25 protein-coding genes are annotated in these 21,061 nt (G+C 67.2%); 11 read left to right on the top strand and 14 right to left on the bottom strand.

Going from position 1 to position 21,061, the window contains the following annotated elements; translation table 11 throughout:
• The first annotated feature begins 114 nt into the window (after positions 1-114).
• Positions 115-1,173 (top strand): CobW family GTP-binding protein, encoded by a 1,059-nt coding sequence (locus tag P7B02_RS09030; RefSeq protein ID WP_277785988.1) that lies wholly within the window; start codon positions 115-117, stop codon positions 1,171-1,173.
• A 106-nt stretch (positions 1,174-1,279) separates the two neighbouring features.
• On the opposite strand, the gene P7B02_RS09025 is transcribed toward P7B02_RS09030, so the two are convergent.
• Positions 1,280-1,726 (bottom strand): biopolymer transporter ExbD, encoded by a 447-nt coding sequence (locus P7B02_RS09025; protein WP_277785987.1) that lies wholly within the window; start codon positions 1,724-1,726, stop codon positions 1,280-1,282.
• A 223-nt stretch (positions 1,727-1,949) separates the two neighbouring features.
• Here P7B02_RS09025 and P7B02_RS09020 point away from each other — a divergent pair, with 223 nt between their 5' ends.
• A complete protein-coding gene (locus P7B02_RS09020; protein WP_277785986.1) occupies positions 1,950-2,945 on the top strand; it encodes a WD40 repeat domain-containing protein in 996 nt (331 codons plus the stop codon).
• Here the strand turns inward: P7B02_RS09020 and P7B02_RS09015 are convergent.
• Together P7B02_RS09015 and P7B02_RS09010 are read right to left on the bottom strand one after the other, a co-directional pair.
• Positions 2,942-3,172 carry a hypothetical protein gene (locus P7B02_RS09015; protein WP_277785985.1) on the bottom strand — a complete coding sequence of 77 codons (231 nt, stop codon included), beginning with the start codon at positions 3,170-3,172 and terminating at the stop codon, positions 2,942-2,944. The genes P7B02_RS09020 and P7B02_RS09015 overlap by 4 nt on opposite strands.
• A 73-nt stretch (positions 3,173-3,245) precedes the next feature.
• Positions 3,246-3,914, bottom strand: coding sequence for a nitroreductase (locus tag P7B02_RS09010; protein WP_277785984.1), 669 nt, complete (start codon positions 3,912-3,914; stop codon positions 3,246-3,248).
• 81 nt (positions 3,915-3,995) lie between these two features.
• Here P7B02_RS09010 and mtgA point away from each other — a divergent pair, with 81 nt between their 5' ends.
• Positions 3,996-4,739, top strand: coding sequence for a monofunctional biosynthetic peptidoglycan transglycosylase (gene mtgA, locus P7B02_RS09005; protein ID WP_431355798.1), 744 nt, complete (start codon positions 3,996-3,998; stop codon positions 4,737-4,739).
• 95 nt (positions 4,740-4,834) lie between these two features.
• On the top strand, positions 4,835-6,643 hold the full coding sequence (locus P7B02_RS09000) for a M2 family metallopeptidase (protein ID WP_277785983.1): 1,809 nt from the start codon (positions 4,835-4,837) through the stop codon (positions 6,641-6,643).
• A 52-nt stretch (positions 6,644-6,695) separates the two neighbouring features.
• Here P7B02_RS09000 and P7B02_RS08995 read toward each other — a convergent pair whose 3' ends face one another.
• Positions 6,696-7,631: an isopenicillin N synthase family dioxygenase gene (locus tag P7B02_RS08995; protein WP_277785982.1), complete on the bottom strand. Its 936-nt coding sequence runs from the start codon at positions 7,629-7,631 to the stop codon at positions 6,696-6,698.
• A gap of 155 nt (positions 7,632-7,786) precedes the next feature.
• Between P7B02_RS08995 and P7B02_RS08990 the strand changes: the two genes are divergently transcribed.
• The 4 genes from P7B02_RS08990 (at position 7,787) to P7B02_RS08975 (ending at position 10,975) form a co-directional block, all read left to right on the top strand.
• Positions 7,787-8,950: a divergent polysaccharide deacetylase family protein gene (locus tag P7B02_RS08990; RefSeq protein WP_277785981.1), complete on the top strand. Its 1,164-nt coding sequence runs from the start codon at positions 7,787-7,789 to the stop codon at positions 8,948-8,950.
• Positions 8,947-9,423, top strand: coding sequence for an RNA pyrophosphohydrolase (locus P7B02_RS08985; protein ID WP_277785980.1), 477 nt, complete (start codon positions 8,947-8,949; stop codon positions 9,421-9,423). Before P7B02_RS08990 ends, P7B02_RS08985 begins: the two co-directional genes overlap by 4 nt.
• 152 nt (positions 9,424-9,575) lie before the next feature.
• Positions 9,576-10,181 carry a hypothetical protein gene (locus tag P7B02_RS08980; RefSeq protein ID WP_277785979.1) on the top strand — a complete coding sequence of 202 codons (606 nt, stop codon included), beginning with the start codon at positions 9,576-9,578 and terminating at the stop codon, positions 10,179-10,181.
• Between the two features lie 5 nt (positions 10,182-10,186).
• Positions 10,187-10,975, top strand: a complete 789-nt coding sequence (locus P7B02_RS08975; RefSeq protein WP_277785978.1) for an alpha/beta hydrolase — start codon at positions 10,187-10,189, stop codon at positions 10,973-10,975.
• Positions 10,976-11,021: 46 nt separating this feature from the next.
• On the opposite strand, the gene P7B02_RS08970 is transcribed toward P7B02_RS08975, so the two are convergent.
• From P7B02_RS08970 to P7B02_RS08925, 10 genes are all read right to left on the bottom strand, one after another.
• Complete coding sequence (locus P7B02_RS08970; protein WP_277785977.1) at positions 11,022-11,690, bottom strand: hypothetical protein; 669 nt, start codon at positions 11,688-11,690, stop codon at positions 11,022-11,024.
• A gap of 105 nt (positions 11,691-11,795) precedes the next feature.
• Positions 11,796-12,056 carry an ATP synthase F1 subunit epsilon gene (locus tag P7B02_RS08965; RefSeq protein ID WP_277785976.1) on the bottom strand — a complete coding sequence of 87 codons (261 nt, stop codon included), beginning with the start codon at positions 12,054-12,056 and terminating at the stop codon, positions 11,796-11,798.
• 2 nt (positions 12,057-12,058) lie between these two features.
• Positions 12,059-13,654: a F0F1 ATP synthase subunit beta gene (atpD, locus tag P7B02_RS08960; RefSeq protein WP_277785975.1), complete on the bottom strand. Its 1,596-nt coding sequence runs from the start codon at positions 13,652-13,654 to the stop codon at positions 12,059-12,061.
• A 22-nt stretch (positions 13,655-13,676) separates the two neighbouring features.
• Entirely contained in the window at positions 13,677-14,546 is an 870-nt protein-coding gene (locus P7B02_RS08955; RefSeq protein WP_277785974.1) for a F0F1 ATP synthase subunit gamma, read from the bottom strand.
• A gap of 3 nt (positions 14,547-14,549) precedes the next feature.
• The gene (locus P7B02_RS08950; protein WP_277785973.1) at positions 14,550-15,347 is read right to left on the bottom strand and encodes a TylF/MycF/NovP-related O-methyltransferase; all 798 of its coding nucleotides are present in this window, start codon (positions 15,345-15,347) and stop codon (positions 14,550-14,552) included.
• The gene (locus P7B02_RS08945) at positions 15,348-15,509 is read right to left on the bottom strand and encodes a hypothetical protein (RefSeq protein ID WP_277785972.1); all 162 of its coding nucleotides are present in this window, start codon (positions 15,507-15,509) and stop codon (positions 15,348-15,350) included.
• An 11-nt stretch (positions 15,510-15,520) separates the two neighbouring features.
• The gene (gene atpA, locus P7B02_RS08940; protein WP_277785971.1) at positions 15,521-17,056 is read right to left on the bottom strand and encodes a F0F1 ATP synthase subunit alpha; all 1,536 of its coding nucleotides are present in this window, start codon (positions 17,054-17,056) and stop codon (positions 15,521-15,523) included.
• A gap of 7 nt (positions 17,057-17,063) precedes the next feature.
• A complete protein-coding gene (locus P7B02_RS08935) occupies positions 17,064-17,618 on the bottom strand; it encodes a F0F1 ATP synthase subunit delta (RefSeq protein WP_277785970.1) in 555 nt (184 codons plus the stop codon).
• A 197-nt stretch (positions 17,619-17,815) separates the two neighbouring features.
• The gene (locus tag P7B02_RS08930; RefSeq protein WP_277785969.1) at positions 17,816-18,082 is read right to left on the bottom strand and encodes a hypothetical protein; all 267 of its coding nucleotides are present in this window, start codon (positions 18,080-18,082) and stop codon (positions 17,816-17,818) included.
• A gap of 131 nt (positions 18,083-18,213) precedes the next feature.
• A complete protein-coding gene (locus P7B02_RS08925) occupies positions 18,214-18,549 on the bottom strand; it encodes a CC_3452 family protein (protein ID WP_277785968.1) in 336 nt (111 codons plus the stop codon).
• 322 nt (positions 18,550-18,871) lie between these two features.
• On the opposite strand from P7B02_RS08925, the gene P7B02_RS08920 reads away from it, so the two are divergent.
• From P7B02_RS08920 to P7B02_RS08910, 3 genes are all read left to right on the top strand, one after another.
• Positions 18,872-19,501 (top strand): LemA family protein, encoded by a 630-nt coding sequence (locus P7B02_RS08920; protein WP_277785967.1) that lies wholly within the window; start codon positions 18,872-18,874, stop codon positions 19,499-19,501.
• A 100-nt stretch (positions 19,502-19,601) separates the two neighbouring features.
• The gene (locus P7B02_RS08915) at positions 19,602-20,357 is read left to right on the top strand and encodes a TPM domain-containing protein (protein ID WP_277785966.1); all 756 of its coding nucleotides are present in this window, start codon (positions 19,602-19,604) and stop codon (positions 20,355-20,357) included.
• Entirely contained in the window at positions 20,357-21,061 is a 705-nt protein-coding gene (locus P7B02_RS08910) for a TPM domain-containing protein (protein WP_277785965.1), read from the top strand. Before P7B02_RS08915 ends, P7B02_RS08910 begins: the two co-directional genes overlap by 1 nt.

Raw genomic sequence — 21,061 nt, 5'->3', positions numbered from 1 at the left:
CCGGAGCTAGGAGTTGGTGCTTCGCAACCCCAGCCTCTCAGCACCGCCCCGGGTGAACAACCTTCATAGCTTCGACATCTAGGCGGGCCGCGCCCGGCGCACTAGATAGGCGCCATGAGCATCGAACAGACCCCCGTCACCGTCCTGACCGGCTACCTCGGCGCCGGCAAGACCACCCTGCTGAACCGCATCCTCACCGAGGACCACGGCAAGAAGTACGCCGTGATCGTCAACGAGTTCGGCGAGGTGGGCATCGACAACGACCTCGTCGTCGACACTGACGAGGAAGTGTTCGAGATGAACAACGGCTGCGTCTGCTGCACGGTGCGCGGCGACCTGATCCGCGTCCTGTCCGGCCTGATGAAGCGCAAGGGCAAGTTCGACGCCATCGTGGTGGAGACCACCGGCCTGGCCGACCCCGGCCCCGTGGCCCAGACCTTCTTCGTCGATGACGAGGTCAAGGCCCGCACCAAGCTGGACAGCGTGACCACCGTGGTGGACGCCAAGCACATCCTGCAGCGCCTGACCGACAGCAAGGAAGCCGTCGAGCAGATCGCCTTCGCCGACCAGATCGTGCTGAACAAGACCGACCTCGTCAGCGCCGATGAGCTGCGCACCGTCGAGGCCCAGGTCCGCCGCATCAACCCCCTGGCCCCGATTCATCACGCCCAGCGCTCCAACGTGCCGCTGGACGCCATTCTCGGCCGCGGCTCGTTCGACCTGGACCGCATCACCGAGATCGAACCGCAGTTCCTGAACCCGGCCCACGGCGAGCACGGCCACGTGCATGACGAGCATTGCGGCCACGACCACGATCATGGCCACCATCACCACGATCATGATCACGGGCATCAACACCACGACCACGTGGCCGAGGCGGGCATCCGCGGGATCTCCCTGACCCTCGACACGCCGGTGGACGGAACGAAGATCACCACCTGGCTCAACAATCTGCTGGCCGTCCAGGGTCCAGACATCCTGCGGGCCAAGGGCATTTTGGACGTTCAGGGCGAAGACAAGCGCCTGGTCTTCCAGGCGGTGCACATGATCCTCGAGGGCGACCTGCAGCGCGAGTGGCGCGAAGGCGAGCGCCGCTACAGCCGCATGGTCTTCATCGGCCGCAACCTGGACGAAGCCGCTCTGCGGACCGGATTCGAGGCCTGCGCCGCTTAGAGTGAAGGGCGCGGCTTCGGTTGCGCCCGATCCTCCGCCGATCGGGCAAAGAAAAAGGCCGGGCGCTCGCGCACCCGGCCTTTCCTTCGCTCGAAAGCGACGAAGCTTACATGATGTCTTCGTTGATCAGGCCGACCTTGTAGTAGCCGTTGCCTTGCAGTTCGTTCAGGACCGCCATGAAGTCCTGGTACAGGACGTCGGCGTCGGCGCGGATCATGATGCGCTCTTCCTGCGGGATCGCGCCCGGCGACTGGGCGGCGATGCGGCCGGCGAGATCCGACGGCAGGCCTTCCAGGCTGGTTTGCTGTTCCGCCAGGAACAGGGCGCCCGACTTCTGGATCGAGATGAAGATCGGCTCTTTCGGCTTGTCTTCCGGGCTCGGCGGCGTGGCCGGCGGCAGGTCGACCTTGATGGCCACGGTCGCCATCGGCACGGCGACCATGAAGATGATCAGCAGAACGAGCAGAATGTCCACGAAGGGCGTGACGTTGATCTCGTTGTTTTGACCGAGATCGTACTTACCACCGCCACCGCCGGAAAGCTTTGCAGCCATCGACAAAAATCTCCCAATCACCGCGCCTATGCGCGGCCTTATCGTCGGGAAAGACTTCTGGCGCGGATATTTTTGGAAGTAAAGTGCAAGTTGGGGCCGAGACGCAGACTCTCGCAAGACTCCCGTTTGACGTGCAGGAATGACCGCGTTTCGTCACACGCCGATACGCCGATTTCATCCGCCGCGCCTAGCGCGGAGCCGGCCGGCGGGCTAATCGCGGGTCATGATCTTCGACTTCGACGCCTTCATCACCGCCGCCCTCTTTGATTCTCATGGCCGCGCAGCTTTCGCCCTCGGGGACGGAACGGTCCGCCTGCAGACCGAGGACGGCTTCGTCACGGTCGAAGCCCATGACGGCGCGGCGCTGTCCGCTTGCGTCCACCCCTCCGGAACAGGAATCGTCACCGGTGGAGATGACGGCGCGGTCGTCTGGTCGCGCATCGAAGACGGCGAGGTGGCCGTCACCCGCCTCGCCGAGGTGAAGGGCCGCTGGATCGAGGCGATCGCCGCCAGCCCGGCCACCGGCCTGATCGCCTTCGGGGCCGGCAAGGCCCTGCACGTGATCGACATCGCCGACGCCGGCTTCACCCGGGTCTACGCGCACGAGAAGTCGGTGTCCGACGTGGCCTTCGATCCGAAGGGCCGCCGCATCGCCACCGCCTCCTATGGCGGGGCGCATCTGTGGTGGGCGCGGATCGAGAACCAGAAGCCCCAGATCCTTAAATGGGCCGGAAGCCACATCGCCATCGCCTGGAGCCCAGACGGCAAGTTCCTGATCTCCGCCATGCAGGAGAACCAGCTGCACGGCTGGCGTCTGGCCGACGGCAAGGACATGCGCATGGGCGGCTATCCGGCCAAGCCGCGCAGCTTGGCCTTCTTCGACGGCGGCAAGGTGCTGGCCACGGCGGGCGCCAACGGCGCGGTCATCTGGCCCTTCGCCGGCTCCAACGGGCCGATGGGCAAGGAAGCGGCCGAGATCGGCTTCAGCCGCGACAGCCTTTCGACCCGGGTCGCGGCGCGTCTGACCGGCAATGTCATGGTCGCAGGCATGAGCGACGGCCGCATCTGGGCGGCGAACCTGCGCTCCGGCCGCATCGAGACCCTGAAAGCGGAAAAGGGCGCTGCGATCAGCGCCCTTTCGGTATCCCAGGACGGCGGCCGCGCCGCGTTCGGCGATGAAGCCGGCGCGGCGGGCGTGCTGGAGATTCCCGAGCTTTAGTAGTCCTCACCGTCGGCGCGGCCCCACCAGAACAGCTGGTAGAGGGCGTTCAGGGCGCTGAACACCATCAGCGCGCCGATGCCGGCGAAGGCCAGGCCGGCCATGTCGCTCATCAGGTCGCCGCCGAGCATGGCCAGGCCGGCGATGCCGCCGGTGGCCGCCAGCAGGCCCATGATGAGCGCGGCGCGGAAGAACAGGCGAGCGGGGCGGATCAGGGGGTCGGTCATGGGAGCAATAAGCGCTCCCGCCGGCCACGATTGAATATCGTAGAACTACCACTCGTAGTCCTACGGTATCATCTCAATCCTCGAAGCCGCTTAGTTCCGCCCATGTCTCGAAGGGGTCGCGACGCGTCCGCAGGGTGTTGACCGGGTCCGCCTCATCCGCCCAACCCAGGGCCATGCCGGCGAACAGCATGTGGTCCTCCGGCAGCTTGAGGAAGTCCGCCACCGTGCGGGCGTAGATCGACCAGAACTCCTGGGCGCAGGTGCCCAGGCCCCGCTCCTGGGCCAGCAGCATCACGGTCTGCATGTACATCCCGAGATCCGCCCACTGTGGCGGACCCAGCTTGCGGTCGAGCGAGAAGAACAGGCCAACCGGCGCGCCGAAGAAGTCGGCATTGCCGCTGAACTGACGCATGCGGCCGATCTTGTCTTCGCGCGGAATGCCCAGCGTGCCGTACAGGTCCTCGCCGCACTGGAAGCGGCGGGTGCGGAACGGCTCCCACAGATTGGGCGGGTAGACGTCGTACTCGGCCCCGTCCGGCTGCCCAAGCTTGCCGGCGATGATCGCCTTGAACGCGGCGAGCGGCTCGCCGGCCAGGGCATGAACCCGCCAGGGCTGCAGGTTGCCGCCCGAGGGCGCCTTGGCCGCGGCTTGCAGAATCTCGCGCACCACCTCGCCGGAAACCGGGCGGTCGGTGAAGGCGCGGACGGAGATGCGCCGTTGAACGGCCTCGGTCACGGTCATGCTTGTTCCCGTTAAGGACAAATCAGAACCACACCGCTAGCATCGCTCCGCCGCGTCAAGGCAAGGGGCGTATCCACACCAATGGCGAAATCGAAGAAGCCGGCTGCCCGCAAGCCGAAGAAGCCCGCCAAGCCCAAGGGCCGCGCCGGCCGCCTGATCGGCATGATCCTGATGGTGCTTCTGCTGGTCGGCGTGGTCGGCCCGGTGATGACAGTGATCGTCTATCGCTTCGTCCCGCCGCCGATCACCTTCCTGATGGTTCAGCGGATGTTCGAGGGCAAGGGCCTGGACCGCAAGTGGATCGCTCTGGACGATATGTCCCCCGCCCTGCCCCGCGCGGTGATCGCCGCCGAGGACGCCAAGTTCTGCCAGCACAACGGCTTCGACTTCACCGCCATGCAAAAGGCGATGAAGAACAACGAACGCCGCCCCAGCAAGATTCGCGGCGGCTCGACCATCAGCCAGCAGACGGCCAAGAACGTCTTCCTGTGGCCGCAGCGCTCCTACATCCGCAAAGGGCTGGAAGCCTACTTCACCGTCCTGATCGAGACGATCTGGGGCAAGAAGCGGATCATGGAGGTCTATCTGAACTCCATTGAGATGGGCCCCGGCATCTATGGCGCCGAAGCCGCCGCCCAGCGCTACTTCCGGGTCAGCGCCGCCGACCTGTCCAACGCCCAGGCCGCCCGCATGGCGGCCATCCTGCCGAGCCCGCTGAAGTGGAAGGCCGCCAGGCCCGGCCCCTATGTGAAGCGCCGCTCGCGCAAGATCACCGCCGCCGCCGGCACGGTCCGCCGCGACGGCCTGGCCGCCTGCGTGATCTGATCCGTCCCTCTCTTGACGCTGGCGCGTAAGGGCTTTCCCATGCGCGCCTTCAGCGGCCCGAAAGAGGCCGCAGCTCCGAGAGAGGCCGCATTCCCATGAAACTGAAACTCCTCGCCGCCTGCGCGGCCGTCGCCCTGGCGTCCGCGCCGCTGACGGCCATGGCCCAGGCGACGCCGACCGCCGCCGAGGCCAAGGCGTTCGTCGACAAGGCCGAGGCCGACCTCGCCAAGCTGAGCGAGTACGCGGCCCGCTCGTCCTGGGTGCGCGCCACCTACATCACCGAGGACACCCAGTGGCTGGAGGCCAAGGCCGGCGCCGAGATCACCGAGCTGGCCACCCGCCTGGCCATGGACGCGGCCAAGTACGACAAGGCCGCCGTCGATCCGGTGACCCGCCGCAAACTCGACATCCTCAAGCGCAACCTCAACCTGCCCGCGCCGCAGCGCCCAGGCGGCGCCGAGGAGCTGGCCACCATCGCCTCGCGCCTGGACAGCACCTTCTCCACCGGCAAGTTCGACTACAAGGGCAAGACCATCACCCTCAACGACGCCGAGGACGTGCTGGCCGAGGATCGTGATCCCGCCAACCTGAAGGCCGCCTGGGAAGGCTGGCACTCCACCGCGACGGTGATGCACGACGACTACGTCAAGATGGTCGAACTGGCCAACGAGGGCTCCCGCGGCCTGGGCTACAAGGATACCGGCACGCTCTGGCGCGCCGGCTATGACATGGATCCCGAGGCGTTCGCCGCCGAGACCGACCGGGTCTGGAAGCAGCTGGAGCCGTTCTACCGCAACCTGCACTGCTACGTCCGCGCGCGCCTGAACGAGAAGTACGGCGACGCCGTGCAGCCGCGCACCGGCCCGATCCGCGCCGACCTGCTGGGCAACATGTGGGCTCAGGAATGGGGCAATATCTACGACATCGCCGCCCCCAAGACCGCCAGTGCGGCGGCGGGCTACAACCTCGACGATCTGCTGGTCGCCAAGGGCTATGACCCGGTGAAGATGGTGAAGGCGGGCGAGGGCTTCTATTCCTCGATCGGCATGGCGCCGCTGCCGGAGACCTTCTGGAAGCGCTCCATGTTCGTCCGCCCGCAGGATCGGGAAGTCGTCTGCCACGCCTCGGCCTGGGACGTGGACGACAAGGAGGACATCCGCATCAAGATGTGCACCAAGGTGAACGGGACGGACTTCGTCACCATCCACCACGAGCTGGGGCACAACTACTACCAGCGCGCCTATTCCAAGCAGCCTTACCTGTTCCGGGGCGCGGCCAATGACGGCTTCCACGAGGCGATCGGCGACTTCGCCGCCCTGTCGGCCACCACGCCCACCTATCTGAAGCAGATCGGCCTTCTGGAGACCGTGCCGGGCGAGGAAGGCGACATCCCGTTCCTGCTGAAGACGGCCCTCGACAAGATCGCCTTCTTCCCGTTCAGCCTGATCGTCGACAAGTGGCGCTGGCAGGTGTTCTCCGGCCAGATCACGCCGGACCAGTACAATGACGGCTGGTGGAAGCTGCGCACCCAGTACCAGGGCATCGTGCCCCCCGGCCCGCGCCCGGCGGACGCCTTCGACGCGGCGGCCAAGTATCACGTGCCCGGAAACACGTCCTACACGCGCTACTTCCTGGCCCGGGTCTATCAATTCCAGTTCCACCGCGCGGCCTGCAAGCAGGCCGGGTGGAAGGGGCCGCTGCACCGCTGCTCGATCTACGGGAACAAGGAGGTCGGGGCGAAATTCAACGCCATGATGGAGATGGGGGCCTCGAAGCCCTGGCCCGAGGCCATGGCCGCCTTCACGGGCGAGAAGCAGACCGACGCCAGCGCCGTGGCCGACTATTTCGCCCCGCTGAACCTGTGGCTGACCAAGCAGAACAAGAACGAGAAGTGCGGCTGGTAGGCCGTTTCGCTGACGGGCTCGCCCGGGCCCGTCAGCCCTCTTTTCCGGCGACTTAGAGCAGCTTGATCTCGCGCAGGCGCTGCTTGAGGAAATCGTCGGCCGTGATCGGCTCCGGATAGCGGTTCGGATGTTCCGCCGTGGCGCAGCCCGGCAGGGTCTCGATCAGATAGTCCGGCGCGAAGTGCAGGAAGAACGGCGTCGAATAGCGTGAGAAGCCGCGACGTTCCGGCGGCGGATTCACCACCCGGTGCGTCGTCGAGGGCAGCACGTCGTTGGTCGCCCGGCTCAGCATGTCGCCGATGTTGCAGACCAGCGCCCCCGGCGGCGGATTGATCGGCAGCCAGCGGCCGTCGCGATCCAGAACCTCCAGGCCGGCCTCTTCGGCGCCCAGCAGCAGGGTGATGGCGTTGATGTCCTCGTGCGCCCCGGCGCGGACGCCGCCCGCATCGGCCGGCACCGGGGGATAATGCAGCAGGCGCAGGATCGAGTTCCCCTCGCGCACCGGCTCGTCGAAGGTGTGGCGATCAAGCTTGAGGTAGTTGGCGATCGCCTGCAGGACGCGCACGCCCATGTTGTCGAGCGCGCCGTATAGCCAGCTCAGCTCAGCCTGGAACCCCGGGGCCTCCGACGGCCACACGTTCGGCGGCATCACGTCGGAGAAACGATGCCCCTCGGGGAGGTCCCGGCCAATATGCCAGAACTCCTTCAAATCGTGATGGGTCGCGCCCTTGGCGGTCTCGATGCCGAAGGGGACATAGCCGCGCTGCCCGCCCTTGCCGACCACGTAGCCCTTCTTCACGTCCTCGGGCAGGGCGAAGAACCCCTTGGCCTCGCCGATGGCCCTCTCGATCCGGCCCTGGTCCAGGTCGTGGTCGCAGATCACCGCGAAGCCATAGCGCTGGAACGAGGCCCCCAGGTCGCGGGAGAAGCCCTCGAAGTCGTCGGCGTAACGCAGGAACGAAACGGGTTCGATGGCGGAGGTGGTCAAGGGGCGGCTCCATGGAGGACGGAGGCGGCTTCTACACCTTTCAGGGCCTGCGCGCATCTGACTCAGGTCAATGCCGCCTTTAGCTGTAGCCACGCTTACGGTTTCATTAACCATAATTGCAGAGCCTGACGCCGCATCGAGATTCGCCGCCGTTCATGTTCCAGAAGAAGCCCGCCTTCGCTTTCGCCACCGCCTCCAGCGCGGGCGGGGTCGGCGTGCGCGACATTCTGATCGGCCTACGGTCCAATCCCTATGTGGGCGCGGCGGGCGCGGCGCTGCTGTTCGCCGTGACCCTGGGCGTGCTGGTGCTGGCTCTGGGCGACCCCACGGCCGGCGCCCCATCGGTCCGCGTGCGTCTGCAAAGCATCGGCGCAACCAAGGGCGCGCCTCCCGGATGGCTGGAAGCGCTCGCACCGGAACCCAAGGAAGAAGCGCCGCTGATTCCTGACGTCTTCACCCTCTCGGAATCGCCGGGGCGCCATGAGGCCGACGCTCCCGCCGCCAAGGCTGAAGCGCCCTATGCACCGCCCCTGGCGGCGCACGGACCGCTGCCGGCCGCGCCGATCGCGGGCCTATGGGCGCCGGGGCCCGGCGGCGGCAAGCTGCCCGTGGTCGCCCCCGGCGGACGCACGCCGGCCGAAGCCTATGCCCGCCCCTTCACCCCGGACGGCCGCCCCCGCGTGGCCCTGGTGATCGGCGGTCTCGGCCTCAACGCCCAGACCACCCGCGCCGCCATCGAGCAACTGCCCGCCGAGATCACCCTGTCCTTCGCCCCCTATGGCGAAGACCTGCAGGGCTGGATCGACCTGGCCCGCCGTCACGGCCACGAGGTGCTGCTGGAGACGCCGCTTGAGCCCAACGACTATCCGCAGAACGATCCCGGCCCTTACACCCTGATGTCAGGCGCCCGGCCGGAAGAAACAGTGCGCAAGCTGGAGTGGCTGATGAGCCGCGCCTCCGGCTATTTCGGCCTGACCAACTATCTTGGCTCGCGATACCTGAAATCGGACATGGCGGTGGCCACCCTGACCGCGGTGCTGAAGCAACGGGGTCTCGCCTTCATCGACGACGGCCAAGCCAACGGACGCGGCGCCGGCCTGCGCGCCTCCGCCGACCGCATCATCGACGACCAACTCTCGGCCGAAGCCATCAACCGCCAGCTCAAGACCATCGAAGGCGGCGCCGTGCAGCGCGGCCAGGCCCTGGGCTCCGGCTTCGCCTATCCAGTGACCATCAGACAGACGGCGGCCTGGGCTCAAGGCCTTTCAGCGCGCGGCTTCCAGCTGGCGCCGGCCTCGGCGGTGACAAGCAAGCGATGACTGACCTGTCCGCCTATCGCCCCAATGTCGGCGTCGTGCTTTTCAACGATCGTGGCCAGGTCTGGCTGGGCCGTCGCGCAAACACGCCCGACCCGTGGAACTGGCAGTTTCCTCAAGGGGGCGTGGACGAAGGCGAAGACCTGGAGGCCGCCGCCCGCCGTGAGCTGGCCGAAGAGACCGGAGTCGTCAGCGCCGCCCTGCTGGGCCGCACCGATGGTTGGATCGTTTACGATTTTCCGCCAGAGATCATGCACAAGCAGATCGCGCGAGGCTGGAAGGGCCAGAAACAGGTCTGGTTCGCCTTTCGCTTCGACGGCGAAGAGGCGGAAATCAATCTTTCATCTCACGCGGATATCGAATTTGACGCTTGGCGGTGGGGCGCTCTCGACGAAGCAGTCGAATTGATCATACCCTTCAAGCGAGACGTGTACGGACAAGTGGCTGACGCTTTCCGGCGTTTCGCGGGGGTCTAGTTAGGGGCTTCGTTCTGGGGCGTATTGGCGGGGGCCAGTTCCATGATCCACGACATGCGACCGCAAGCGGACGCTAGACCGGCCGACCACGAGGGCCGCACTTCAACCCACGGGCCGACTTGGCCGAACGTCGCTGACAGGGAACCGATACAGTGATCGACAAAATTCTCACCTGGCTGGGCATCAAGCCGGCCCCGCAACCCGCCAAGCCGGCGGCGCCTGCTCCGGCCCCCAAGCCGGCTCCGGCCCCGGCCGCTGTCGCGCCGACCCCGGCTCCCACGCCGGCCCCGACGCCCAAGCCCGCCGCTCCGGTCGCCGCGGCCCCGGCCGCCGCCAAGCCGGCTGCTCCGAAGGCTGCCGCCAAGCCGGCCGCGAAGAAGCCCGCCGCCGCAAAGCCGGCCGCCAAGGCCGCCGCGCCGAAAGCCGCCGCCAAGCCGGTCGCCGTGAAGAAGGCTCCGGCAAAGGCCGCCGCCAAGCCGGCTGCGAAAGCCGCGCCCAAGGCAGCCGCCAAACCCGCCGCCAAGCCGGCGGCTAAGAACGCCGCTCCGGTGAAGGCCGCGGCGAAGCCGGCCGCCAAGGCCGCGCCGAAGGCCAAGCCGGTTGCGAAGCCCGCCGCGAAGGCGGCTCCGAAGGCTGCGGCCAAGCCCGCCGCCAAACCGGCCGCGAAGCCGGCCGCCGCCAAGGCTCCGGCCAAGACGACTGCTCCAAAGAAGGCCGCCGCCCCCAAGGCTCCGGCCAAGCCCAAGGCCAAGAAGTAAGGCGCTTGGCGTCACGACCTGACGCCTCGCAATCCCGGCGCCCCGTGGTGATGATCCACGGGGCGTTTTGCGGCGGATGGGTGTTCGAGCGGTTGCGAAAGCCGTTCGAGGCCGCCGGCCATACCGTCCTCGCTCCGAACCTTCCCGGCCATGGGGTGGGTCAGAATCCGGCGGGACTGTCCATGGGCGACTATGCCCGCGCCGTCGCGGCGCTCTGCGACGCCCAACCCGAATCCCCCATTCTCATCGGTCATTCCATGGGCGGCCTTGTCGCCCAGATGGCGGCCTCAAGGCTGGCGCGGCGCCGGCCGCTCGCCGGCTTGATCCTGCTGGCCCCCTCGGCGCCATGGGGCGTCATGGGCGCCTCCATGGAGGAGGCGGTCAGCGCCGTCGGCCTCTACAGCCTAGGCGCCTACTGGCTGCAGGCGGTGGATCCACAGTACGACCTGGCGCGGACCTACAGCCTGGACCGCCTGCCCCGTGACGAGATCCGCCCGACCTTCGAACGCATGACCGCCGAAAGCGGCCGCGCCCTGTTCGAGACCCTGAACTGGTGGCTGGACCCTATGATGACGACCTCCGTGGGCTCGGTCGGGGCGCCGGCCCTGGCCATCGCCGGCGATCGCGATCTGATCCACCCGTCGGCCACCGTGCGCCAGACGGCCGCTCGGCTGGGCGCCCACTTCCGGAATTTCACGGAGATGAGCCACTGGCTTCCCGCCGAGCCCGGCTGGGAAAGCGTGGCCGAGGCCTGCCTCGATTGGCTGGCCCAAGAGGCCCGCGCCGCGGCCTAGATACAATTCGGGCGTCGAACCGCTGAGGTCCGACGCCCGATAAAGCTTACTTGCGGACGCTGTAGAGCAGGTTCGACTGGTCGGCGTTCTTGCCCACCGGCGAGCCGTCCAGCTTCTTCAGCTGCACGAACACCATGCCGGTCGAGGCGTTGCCTTCACCGACATGCTCCCACGAAACCGTGGTGCGCTTGAAGTCCGAACCGGTCATCTGGTCGTTGCGGTACAGCTGCAGGATGGGCGCGCGGGTCGAGGCCCAGCCGTGCAGGTCGGTCACCAGCGTCTGGGCCAGGCCCGTCGGATGGGTGATCGTCAGGGTGCAGACGTTCTTGTTCGAGCCGGCCGGCTCGACGACGATCTGGTACGGCTTGGTCTGGGCCAGGATCCACTGATCGCGCTTCTTCTTGAAGCCGGCGGCCTTGGCCAGGGCGGCCTGGTCGCCGCCGTCCTGGACGCCGGGGACGCAGATGGCGTTCAAAGCGCTGATGATGGCGATCGACGTCGGATCGGTCGGGTCCGGATAGGTGACCGGAGCCGGTTCGGCCGGGGCGGCCGGAGCCGCTTCAGGAGCCGGAGCAGCCGGAACAGCGGCCGGATCGGTCGGGGTGGCGGCGGCCGGAGCCGGCGCGGTTTCGGCCGGGGGCGGCGTGGCCGCATCCTGGGCGACGGCGACACCGAACGTGGCGGCGGTGATCAGGCTGGCGAGCACAAGGCGCATACGGCAATTCCCCTTAACTTGACGGCGCGGCATGACACACCGGGCAGGACACTATCGCAACCCCTCTAGAGACGGTTTACGACAGTAATACGGCGACAAACCGCCTCAGGCGGCCTCGACCGCATGTTCGGCCAGGATCGTCAGGCCTTCCGGGGTGACGTCGGCGAAGCCGCCCTGGATGTCGAACACGCGCACGGCCGAGCCGTCACGCACCGTCACGCGGCCCTCCTTGAGGGCCGTCATGAACGGCGCATGGCCGGCCAGGACGCCGAAGTCGCCCTCGGTGCCCGGGGCGTCGACCTGATCGACGTCGCCCGAGTACAGCTCGCGCTCGGGCGCGACGAGGGAGAAGTGCAGCTTGGCCATGATCAGGCGGCTTCCGCGGCCAGCTTCTCGGCCTTGGCGACGGCGTCCTCGATGGTGCCGACGTTGTAGAAGGCCGGTTCCGGCAGATGGTCATAGCCGCCGTCGCAGATCGCCTTGAACGAGCGGATCGTGTCTTCCAGCGAGACGAACACGCCCGGCAGGTTGGTGAACTGTTCGGCCACGTGGAACGGCTGCGACAGGAAGCGCTGGATCTTGCGGGCGCGGGCCACGGTCAGCTTGTCGTCTTCCGACAGCTCGTCCATGCCCAGGATCGCGATGATGTCCTTCAGCGCCTTGTACTGCTGCAGGATCTCCTGAACGCGGCGGGCGACGGCGTAGTGTTCTTCGCCGATGACGTTCGGGTCCATGATCCGGCTGGTGGAGTCCAGCGGGTCCACGGCCGGGAAGATGGCCTGGGCGGCGATGTCGCGGCTCAGCACGGTCGTCGCGTCCAAGTGGGCGAACGAAGTGGCCGGGGCCGGGTCGGTCAGGTCGTCGGCGGGGACGTACACGGCCTGGACCGAGGTGATCGAACCCTTGTTGGTCGAGGTGATGCGCTCCTGCAGGTTGCCCATCTCGGTGGCTAGGGTGGGCTGATAGCCCACAGCCGACGGGATGCGGCCCAGCAGCGCCGACACTTCGGCGCCCGCTTGGGTGAAGCGGAAGATGTTGTCGACGAAGAGCAGCACGTCCTTGCCTTCTTCGTCGCGGAAGTACTCGGCCTGGGCCAGACCGGTCAGGGCGACGCGGGCGCGGGCGCCCGGAGGCTCGTTCATCTGGCCGTAGACCAGGGCGCAGCGGCTGCCTTCGCCGCCGCCCGGCTTGTTCACGCCGGACTCGATCATCTCGTGATACAGGTCGTTGCCTTCGCGGGTGCGTTCACCCACGCCGGCCAGAACCGAATAACCGCCGTAAGCCTTGGCGATGTTGTTGATCAGCTCCTGCATGGTCACGGTCTTGCCGACGCCGGCGCCGCCGAACAGGCCGATCTTGCCGCCCTTGGTGTAGGGGCAGAGCAGGTCGATGACCTTGATGCCGGTGACGAGCACTTCGGCGGTCGTGGTCTGCTCGGCGAAGGACGGGGCCTCGGCGTGGATCGGACGACGCTCGGCGGTGGCGATCGCGCCGCCTTCGTCGATCGGATCGCCGACCACGTTCATGATGCGGCCCAGGGTGGCCGGGCCTACCGGCACGTTGATCGCCGCGCCGGTGTCGGTCACCGGCTGACCGCGGGTCAGGCCCTCGGTGGTGTCCATGGCGATCGTGCGGACGGTGTTCTCACCCAGATGCTGTGCGACTTCCAGAACCAGGCGGAAGGTCTCGCCGGTGCGCTGGTCGGTGTTGGTGGTCTCCAGCGCGTTCAGGATCGCCGGCAGGGCGCCCGTGAACTCGACGTCGACGACGGCGCCGATCACCTGGGCGATGCGGCCCGTGGCGGCGCCGGTGGCGACCAGCGCCTTGGACGTGGAGGCCTTGGCGGCGGGAGCCTTCGGCGCAGCAGCCTTCTTCGGCGCAGCGGCGACAGCTTTCGGAGCGGCGGCTTTAGCAGCCTTCGGGGCGGCGGCCTTGGGGGCCGTAGCAGCAGGGGTCTTGGCCATGGCGAGCTTCAATCGTCTTTCGTCAGATAGCTTCGGCGCCGGAGATGATTTCAATCAGCTCCTTGGTGATCTGCGCCTGGCGGGTTCGGTTGTACTCAAGGGTGTAGCGGCGGATCATGTCGCCGGCGTTGCGCGTGGCGTTGTCCATGGCGCTCATCTGGCTGGCGTAGAAGCCGGCCTGGTTCTCGAGCAGCGCGGACAGGATCTGAACCGTCAGGTAGCGCGGCAGCAGCGTCTCGAGGATTTCCTCCTCGGACGGCTCATAGGTGTAGACCGCGTCGCTTTTCGGGGCGTCGGACTCCACGGCCGCCGGGATCAGCTGGCGGGCGGTCGGAACCTGCGACACCACCGACTTGAAGCGGCTGTAGAACAGCGTGACCACGTCGGTCTCGCCCGCTTCGAAGATGCGGGTGATGGCGTCGGCCACCGGCTGGGCGCTGGCCAAGGTCAGGGTGCGCTGACCGGCGAGCTCGAAGCTCTCCACGATCCGCTCTTCACCGAACACGCGGCGCAGCGGGTCGCGGGCCTTCTTGCCCACGGTGATGATCTTCACGTCCTTGCCCTGGGCCAGCAGGCTCTGGGCGAAGTCCTTGGCGGCGCGGACGATGGCGCTGTTGAAGCCGCCGGCCAGACCGCGGTCGGAAGTCGCGACCACCACGAGGTGACGCTGGTCCGAACCGGTGCCAGACAGAAGCTTCGGGCCGTCGCCCGACACCCCGGCCGACAGGTTGGCGATCACGCTGGCCAGCCGCGTCGCATAGGGACGCGCGCTTTCGGCGGCGTCCTGCGAGCGGCGCAGCTTCGCGGCCGCCACCATCTGCATTGCTTTCGTGATCTTCTGCGTGGCCTTCACGCTCGAGATCCGATTGCGCATTTCCTTCAGGCTGGCCATGCCTCAGACTCCCCGTCCGGAAGCAGGCTGACCCGCACGGAACACGAAATGCGGGTAGATTTGCTCGCTGCGCACGTTCTTCTCGTGGATCAATTCTTCCACCGCCTGGGTCGCCCCGAGGCAGGTGCTCACTGTTGCGTCGTCATAGACGACATAACCGCCCGGCGTCATGCGCTGCCATACGGCGGTCTGCACATAACGGATCGGGTGGTAGATATCGAGGTCGATGTGGGCCAGGCCGAAGGTGTCCTGCCCCGGGATCTGGACGGGGAAGGTGTCCTGCACCAAGCCCTTGACCAGAGTGATGTTGTTCAGACCGCGACGATCGGCCTCTTCCTGGATCGACTCCAGGGAGGTGTCGTTGAAGTCGCCTTCCGCATGATAGTCGACCGACCCGTCGGCCGCCGGCATGCCGCTGAAGGTGTCCAGACCATAGACCCGGGCTTCAGGGTAGAGCCGCGCCAGCAAGGTGGCGAAGAACAGAAGGCTTCCGCCGCGATAGCAGCCGAATTCGATCACGTTCCGGCTTTCGAGAGCCTCGAACCCCTGAACGATGATGAGGAAGAGGTTCTTCAGCCGATGCGGATCAACGACGGTCCGGCCTTGCGCCGCGGCCATCGCCTCTTGGAACAGAGGATGAGCGTCGACCAGCGCGGCCGTCTGACCCATCTGCAGGCCCGCAGCCCGCTGGAACCCCGTATAGGGATCGCGGCCGTGCAGGATGCCCGGCTGGATGCGTCCCACACCGTACTGCGGCAGGGCGAGGGCCGGATAGCCGGCGGTTTCAAGGGCAGCGGACATCTAGCCCTCCGCCTTCGTCGCGCCGTGCGGATCGGCGGCAACCAAAGCCCAGGACGCGCACGCGACGCGCGCGGCGTCGACCGACGCGGAGCCATGCCCCGCGTAGGTGTCGCCGAACGCACCGAACTTGGCGCCCAGAGGCTTGGGTTGGACCGAGGCCATCGCTTTCCTGCTTAGGCGAAGGTCGCCGAGAAGCTTTCCAGCGCGCTCTTCAGCTTGCCTTCCAGCGTATCGTCCAGGGCCTTCTTGGTGCGGATGCCGTCCAGCAGATCCTTATGCTGGCTGTGCAGACGCGACAGGAACTCGGACTCGAAGCGGCCGACCGAGGCGGTCGGGATCTTGTCCAGGTAGCCGCGGGTGCCGGCATAGATCACGCAGACCTGCTCTTCGACCGACAGCGGCGCGTACTGCGGCTGCTTCAGCAGCTCAGTCAGGCGCTCGCCGCGGGCCAGCAGGCGCTGGGTGGCGGCGTCCAGATCCGAGCCGAACTTCGCGAAGGCGGCCATTTCACGATACTGCGCCAGCTCGCCCTTGATCGGACCAGCCACCTGCTTCATCGCCTTGATCTGAGCCGAGGAGCCCACGCGCGACACCGAGATGCCGACGTTCACCGCCGGACGGATGCCCTGATAGAACAGGTCCGTCTCGAGGAAGATCTGGCCGTCGGTGATCGAGATCACGTTGGTCGGGATGTAGGCCGACACATCGTTGGCCTGGGTTTCGATGAGGGGCAGGGCCGTCAGCGAGCCCGAACCGTAGTCCTCGTTCAGCTTGGCGGCGCGCTCCAGCAGGCGGGAGTGCAGGTAGAACACATCGCCCGGATAGGCTTCGCGGCCCGGCGGGCGGCGCAGCAGCAGCGACATCTGACGGTAGGCGACGGCCTGCTTGGACAGATCGTCATAGATGATCAGGGCGTGCATGCCGTTGTCACGGAACCACTCGCCCATGGCGCAGCCGGCGAACGGAGCCAGGAACTGCAGCGGGGCCGGTTCCGACGCCGTGGCGGAGACCACGATGGTGTAGTCCAGAGCACCGTTGTCCTCCAGCGTCTTGACGATGCGGGCGACGGTGGAGCGCTTCTGGCCGATGGCGACGTACACGCAGTAGAGCTTGGCGCTCTCGTCCGTGCCGGCGTTGACGGCCTTCTGGTTCAGGATGGTGTCGATCGCCACGGCGGTCTTGCCGGTCTGGCGGTCGCCGATGATCAGCTCGCGTTGGCCGCGGCCGACGGGGATCAGGGTGTCGATAGCCTTCAGGCCGGTCTGCACGGGCTCGTGCACCGACTTGCGGGGGATGATGCCCGGAGCCTTCACGTCCACGCGGCGGCGTTCAGCCACGTTCTTGATCGGGCCCTTGCCGTCGATCGGCTCGCCCAGCGGGTTGACGACGCGGCCCAGCAGGCCCTTGCCGACCGGCACGTCCACGATCTCGCCGAGGCGGCGGACTTCGTCGCCTTCACGCACGTTGCGGTCGTCGCCGAAGATCACGACGCCGACGTTGTCGCGTTCCAGGTTCAGGGCCATGCCCTTCACACCGGCTTTCGGGAACTCGACCATTTCACCGGCCTGGACCTTGTCCAGACCGAAGACACGGGCGATGCCGTCGCCGACCGACAGCACGGAGCCGACGTCGGACACATCGGCTTCTTCGCCGAAGTTGGCGATCTGGGACTTCAGGATGGCCGAAATTTCGGCGGCGCGGATGTCCATGGCGGGCTTAGGCTCTCTTCAGGGCGAATTTCAGGGAATCGAGCTTCGACTTCAGCGAAGCATCGAACAGACGCGAACCGACACGCACCTTCAGACCGCCCAGGATGGACGGATCGACGCGCGTCGAGATTTCAGGCTCCTTGCCCAGCGCGGTGCGCAGGGCCTGCGCCACGCCCTTGGATTGGGCGGCGCTGAGCGGAACGGCGGAGACCACCTCTGCCGAGACAACGCCGCGCTGAGCAGCCGACAGGCGCTCGAAGGCGGCGATCGCCGACATCAGGTCGGACGAGCGGCGGTTGGCGGCCAGCAGGCCGAGGAACTTGATGGTGGTGGCGTTGAACTTCGCCTTCTTGGCGATGGCGTTCAGGCCGGCGGCCTTGTCTTCGGCGGTGAAGGCAGGGCTGGCCAGCAGGCGGCGCAGATCCGCGCTGTCCTTATAAGCAGCCTTCAGGCTCTTCAGATCGGATTCGACGGCCGCCGTTTGACCGGCCTCATTGGCCAGGTCGAAGAGGGCCTGGGCGTATCGGTCGCCCGCATCCGTCGTCTTGGTATCGTCCGCCACGTAAATCCGCCCGGTGGGTTTGTCTGTCGTCCGCGGGCGAAGGGTTAATTTCGCCGCGGTTTTAAAGGCTTGATTGCGTTCGAGAAAAACACGCTGACCCCGCGATCGTTAAAAATCGCCGGGCCGAAGCCGCGCGCCTGATAGCATGTGCTTTTGCCCCTCGCAACCGAGCGCTCCGCTCACGTTTGCAGCGGAAGCTATGCGGCGGCGGGAACCCGGAAGACGGCGCTGGCTGTCGCCGCTGCGGAACCCTGAGGGCGAACCGCCCTGGCTTGAACGAACACCAGGGTGCGGGTGGCCCGCTCCACCACCGCCTCGACCTGAAGGTCTTCTCCTGCGGCGCCCTCACCGTAATCCACCGTGAGCGAGACAGGCTCTGTCCCGCCGGCTTCGGCGGCGGCGGCGGCGAGCGCCGCCTGCAGGGCCGGAACGATGTCGGACGTCGTGATCATGATCTTGGACATAGAAGCATGAGCGCAAAAGAAAAGGGACGGTCGGAGCCGCCCCCTCATCCAAGTAAAGAAATGGGGCGGCCGGAGCCGCCCCAGTGGTTGATCGAGGAACGATCAGGCCAGATACGCGGCCGGGAAAATTCTCAGTTGGCGGCCGTCTGGGTCGCGGCGGCGGCCTGGCCGACGTTGCAGCGGTCCAGCTCAGCGGCCTCCAGCGCCTTGCGGTCGCCGGCATAGGCGGAGACCCGGCCCACTTCCTTGGCCAAGGCCTTGCAGCCGGCGGCGGTCAGGGCCCGGCTGGGCGCCGAGGCGGAGACGCATTCGGAGCCTTCGCAGGCGAACACGGCGCCGGCGGCGACGACCTTGGTCTTGGCGGCCACGGGCGCGGCCAGGGTGGCGGTGATCTTGCCGTCGGCCAGGGCCGGGGCGGCGAACATCAGGGACAGGGCGGCGGCGGCCGCGAGGGTTTGGAGCTTCATGAGGAGCCCTCCGAGCGTTGCGAATGTCTGATTGTGTGTAAGCAAGGATCGAGCACTGGCCCGCCGCGCCGAGGGGATCGCCGCCGATATCCCCATCGACGGCCCAGCGCGAACTAAGCATTGTTTAGATAGCGGCGGTCGAACTTGTCGTAAAGCGAAATTTTCGCGCCCGTCGAAATTTTCCTTAGGCGAGGCCGCCGCGCTTGATCAATCTCATCGCCCCGACATGGACAAGGTTTAACCTCGAAGGTCCTGACACGGCGTTCGGCCTGTCCTTATCTAGCGTGACTGCCGGGCGCATCCGCCTGGTCTGGAGGGATGAATGAACCGTCTTCTGAAGAACGTCGCCAAGATCGCCCTGCCCCTGGCCCTCGCCATCGGCCTGGCCGGCTGCGGCGTGAACACCATTCCCACCCGCGACGAGCAGGTGAAGGCCTCGTGGGCCGAGGTGCAGAACCAGTACCAGCGCCGCTCCGATTTGATTCCCAACCTCGTCGCCACGGTAAAGGGCTACGCCGCCCATGAGCAGAACGTGCTCACCGCCGTGACCGAGGCCCGCGCCAGCGCCACCCAGGTGAAGGTCGACGCCTCGACCATCACCGACCCGGCCGCCTTCGAACGCTACGCCCAGGCGCAGGACCAGCTGTCCGGCGTGCTCGGCCGCCTGATGATGATCACCGAGAACTATCCGGACCTGAAGTCGAACCAGAACTTCCTGGCCCTGCAGAGCCAGCTGGAAGGCACCGAGAACCGGATCACCATCGCGCGTCGCGACTACAATGAGAGCGTCCGCGTCTACAACACCGAGATCCGCACCTTCCCGGGCGCCCTGTGGGCCGGGACTGTCCACCGCTGGGCCAAGCCGGCCACGCCGTTCCAGGCCAGCGCGGCAGCCCAGTCGGCGCCGTCGGTGAGCTTCGACGCTCCGGCGGCCCCGGCTCCGACGAAGTAAGGTCATGCTCCTCTTCCGCTCTCCCCCGCGCAGGCGGGGGCCCAAGCTGAATCACCGCTTGGATTCCCGCCGTCGCGGGAATGAGCGGGGGTGGGGTTTCTTGGGTCTCGTCCTGGCTGCGGCCCTTGTCGCCCTGCCCGCCTTCGCCGCGCCCAGCTTTCCCAAGCTGACCGGGCGCGTGGTCGACGAGGCGAACATCTTGTCGCCCCAGACCGAGGCGGACCTGACCCAGAAGTTGGCGACGCTGGAGGATACGACCGGCCGCCAACTGGTGGTCGTCACCCTGCCCAGCCTGCAGGGCTACGAGATCGAGGATTACGGCTACCAGCTTGGCCGCCACTGGAGCATCGGGCGGGAGAAGGAGGACGACGGCGCCCTGTTCGTCGTGGCCCCCAGCGACCGCAAGGTGCGCATCGAGGTCGGCTACGGCCTCGAACCGGTCCTGACCGACGCCCTGTCCAGCGTCATCCTGCAAAGCCAAGTCCTGCCGCGGTTCCGCGACGGCGACATGGAGGGCGGGGTGGTCGCGGGGACCGACGCCATTCTCGAGCAACTGTCACTTCCTGACAGCGAGGCCAAGGCCAAGGTCGCCCAGGCCAGCGAGAGCCGCGATAGCCGCGGCGAGGGTTGGGGCACGGCGATCTTCGTCATCATCCTGATCTTCTTCTTCGTCAGCCGGCTGATGCCGGGACGACGCCGTCGGCGGTCGGGCCTGGCCTCGGCCCTGCCGTGGATCATTCTCGGCTCCCTGGGCAACGGACGGGGCGGCGGCGGGGGCTGGTCCGGCGGGGGCGGCGGCTGGGGCGGAGGGGGCGGCGGCTCCTTCGGCGGCGGCGGATCTTCGGGGAGCTGGTGATGGACTTGAGCAAGCAAGATCACGAACGCATCGCCGCGGCCGTCGCGGCGGCGGAGCGCACCACCGCCGGAGAAATCTACTGCGTCCTGGCGCCGGAGGTTTCGGACTATCGCGAGACGCCGCTGGTCTGGGCCGCCGCCTCGGCGCTGGTCCTGCCGGCCCTGGCCCTGTTCGCAGGACTGCGGCCGCATATGCTGACCGACCTGTTCGGCGGCTGGACGGCGGCGCATGACACCGCCACGGACGCCACTATCTTCTCGGCCCTGTCGATCTACATCGCCGTGCAGGCGGCGGTGTTCGTCATCGCCGCCCTGGTCGTCTCGCTCGGCCCGGTGCGCCGCGCCCTTACGCCGGGCCCGCTGAAAACCGCGCGCGTCCACCAGGCCGCCATGCAGCAGTTCCTCAGCCACGGCCTGCACCTGACCCAGGACCGCACCGGCGTCCTGCTGTTCGCCTCGGTGGCCGACCACCGCGCCGAGGTGGTGGCCGACGAGGGCATCTACGCCAAGGCTCCGCCGGAAGTCTGGGACGAGGTGGTCGCCCTGCTGATCGCCGGCCTGAAGCGGGACGACGCGGCGGGCGGCTTCATCGCCGCCATCGAACGCTCAGGCCAGATCCTGGCCGAGCACGTGCCGCCTCGCGGCGACAATCCGAACGAACTTCCCGACGGTCTGGTCGTTCTTCCCCGACCCGGACGCGACTGA

This window comes from Caulobacter segnis (assembly GCF_029543125.1).
Classification (GTDB): domain Bacteria; phylum Pseudomonadota; class Alphaproteobacteria; order Caulobacterales; family Caulobacteraceae; genus Caulobacter; species Caulobacter segnis_D.
This window is presented reverse-complemented; position numbering and strand designations above follow the sequence as displayed.

Excerpts from the sequence above, each read along its gene's own strand:
- P7B02_RS08970 (WP_277785977.1), bottom strand. The coding sequence starts at position 11,690 with ATGCGCCTTGTGCTCGCCAGCCTGATCACCGCCGCCACGTTCGGTGTC.
- P7B02_RS08965 (WP_277785976.1), bottom strand. The coding sequence starts at position 12,056 with ATGGCCAAGCTGCACTTCTCCCTCGTCGCGCCCGAGCGCGAGCTGTAC.
- P7B02_RS08990 (WP_277785981.1), top strand. The coding sequence starts at position 7,787 with ATGTTCCAGAAGAAGCCCGCCTTCGCTTTCGCCACCGCCTCCAGCGCG.
- P7B02_RS08930 (WP_277785969.1), bottom strand. The coding sequence starts at position 18,082 with ATGTCCAAGATCATGATCACGACGTCCGACATCGTTCCGGCCCTGCAG.
- P7B02_RS08950 (WP_277785973.1), bottom strand. The coding sequence starts at position 15,347 with ATGTCCGCTGCCCTTGAAACCGCCGGCTATCCGGCCCTCGCCCTGCCG.
- P7B02_RS09030 (WP_277785988.1), top strand. The coding sequence starts at position 115 with ATGAGCATCGAACAGACCCCCGTCACCGTCCTGACCGGCTACCTCGGC.
- P7B02_RS08985 (WP_277785980.1), top strand. The coding sequence starts at position 8,947 with ATGACTGACCTGTCCGCCTATCGCCCCAATGTCGGCGTCGTGCTTTTC.
- P7B02_RS08955 (WP_277785974.1), bottom strand. The coding sequence starts at position 14,546 with ATGGCCAGCCTGAAGGAAATGCGCAATCGGATCTCGAGCGTGAAGGCC.
- P7B02_RS09015 (WP_277785985.1), bottom strand. The coding sequence starts at position 3,172 with ATGACCGACCCCCTGATCCGCCCCGCTCGCCTGTTCTTCCGCGCCGCG.
- mtgA (WP_431355798.1), top strand. The coding sequence starts at position 3,996 with ATGGCGAAATCGAAGAAGCCGGCTGCCCGCAAGCCGAAGAAGCCCGCC.
- atpD (WP_277785975.1), bottom strand. The coding sequence starts at position 13,654 with ATGGCCAAGACCCCTGCTGCTACGGCCCCCAAGGCCGCCGCCCCGAAG.
- P7B02_RS08910 (WP_277785965.1), top strand. The coding sequence starts at position 20,357 with ATGGACTTGAGCAAGCAAGATCACGAACGCATCGCCGCGGCCGTCGCG.
- P7B02_RS08945 (WP_277785972.1), bottom strand. The coding sequence starts at position 15,509 with ATGGCCTCGGTCCAACCCAAGCCTCTGGGCGCCAAGTTCGGTGCGTTC.
- atpA (WP_277785971.1), bottom strand. The coding sequence starts at position 17,056 with ATGGACATCCGCGCCGCCGAAATTTCGGCCATCCTGAAGTCCCAGATC.
- P7B02_RS08920 (WP_277785967.1), top strand. The coding sequence starts at position 18,872 with ATGAACCGTCTTCTGAAGAACGTCGCCAAGATCGCCCTGCCCCTGGCC.
- P7B02_RS08925 (WP_277785968.1), bottom strand. The coding sequence starts at position 18,549 with ATGAAGCTCCAAACCCTCGCGGCCGCCGCCGCCCTGTCCCTGATGTTC.
- P7B02_RS09025 (WP_277785987.1), bottom strand. The coding sequence starts at position 1,726 with ATGGCTGCAAAGCTTTCCGGCGGTGGCGGTGGTAAGTACGATCTCGGT.
- P7B02_RS09020 (WP_277785986.1), top strand. The coding sequence starts at position 1,950 with ATGATCTTCGACTTCGACGCCTTCATCACCGCCGCCCTCTTTGATTCT.
- P7B02_RS09010 (WP_277785984.1), bottom strand. The coding sequence starts at position 3,914 with ATGACCGTGACCGAGGCCGTTCAACGGCGCATCTCCGTCCGCGCCTTC.
- P7B02_RS09000 (WP_277785983.1), top strand. The coding sequence starts at position 4,835 with ATGAAACTGAAACTCCTCGCCGCCTGCGCGGCCGTCGCCCTGGCGTCC.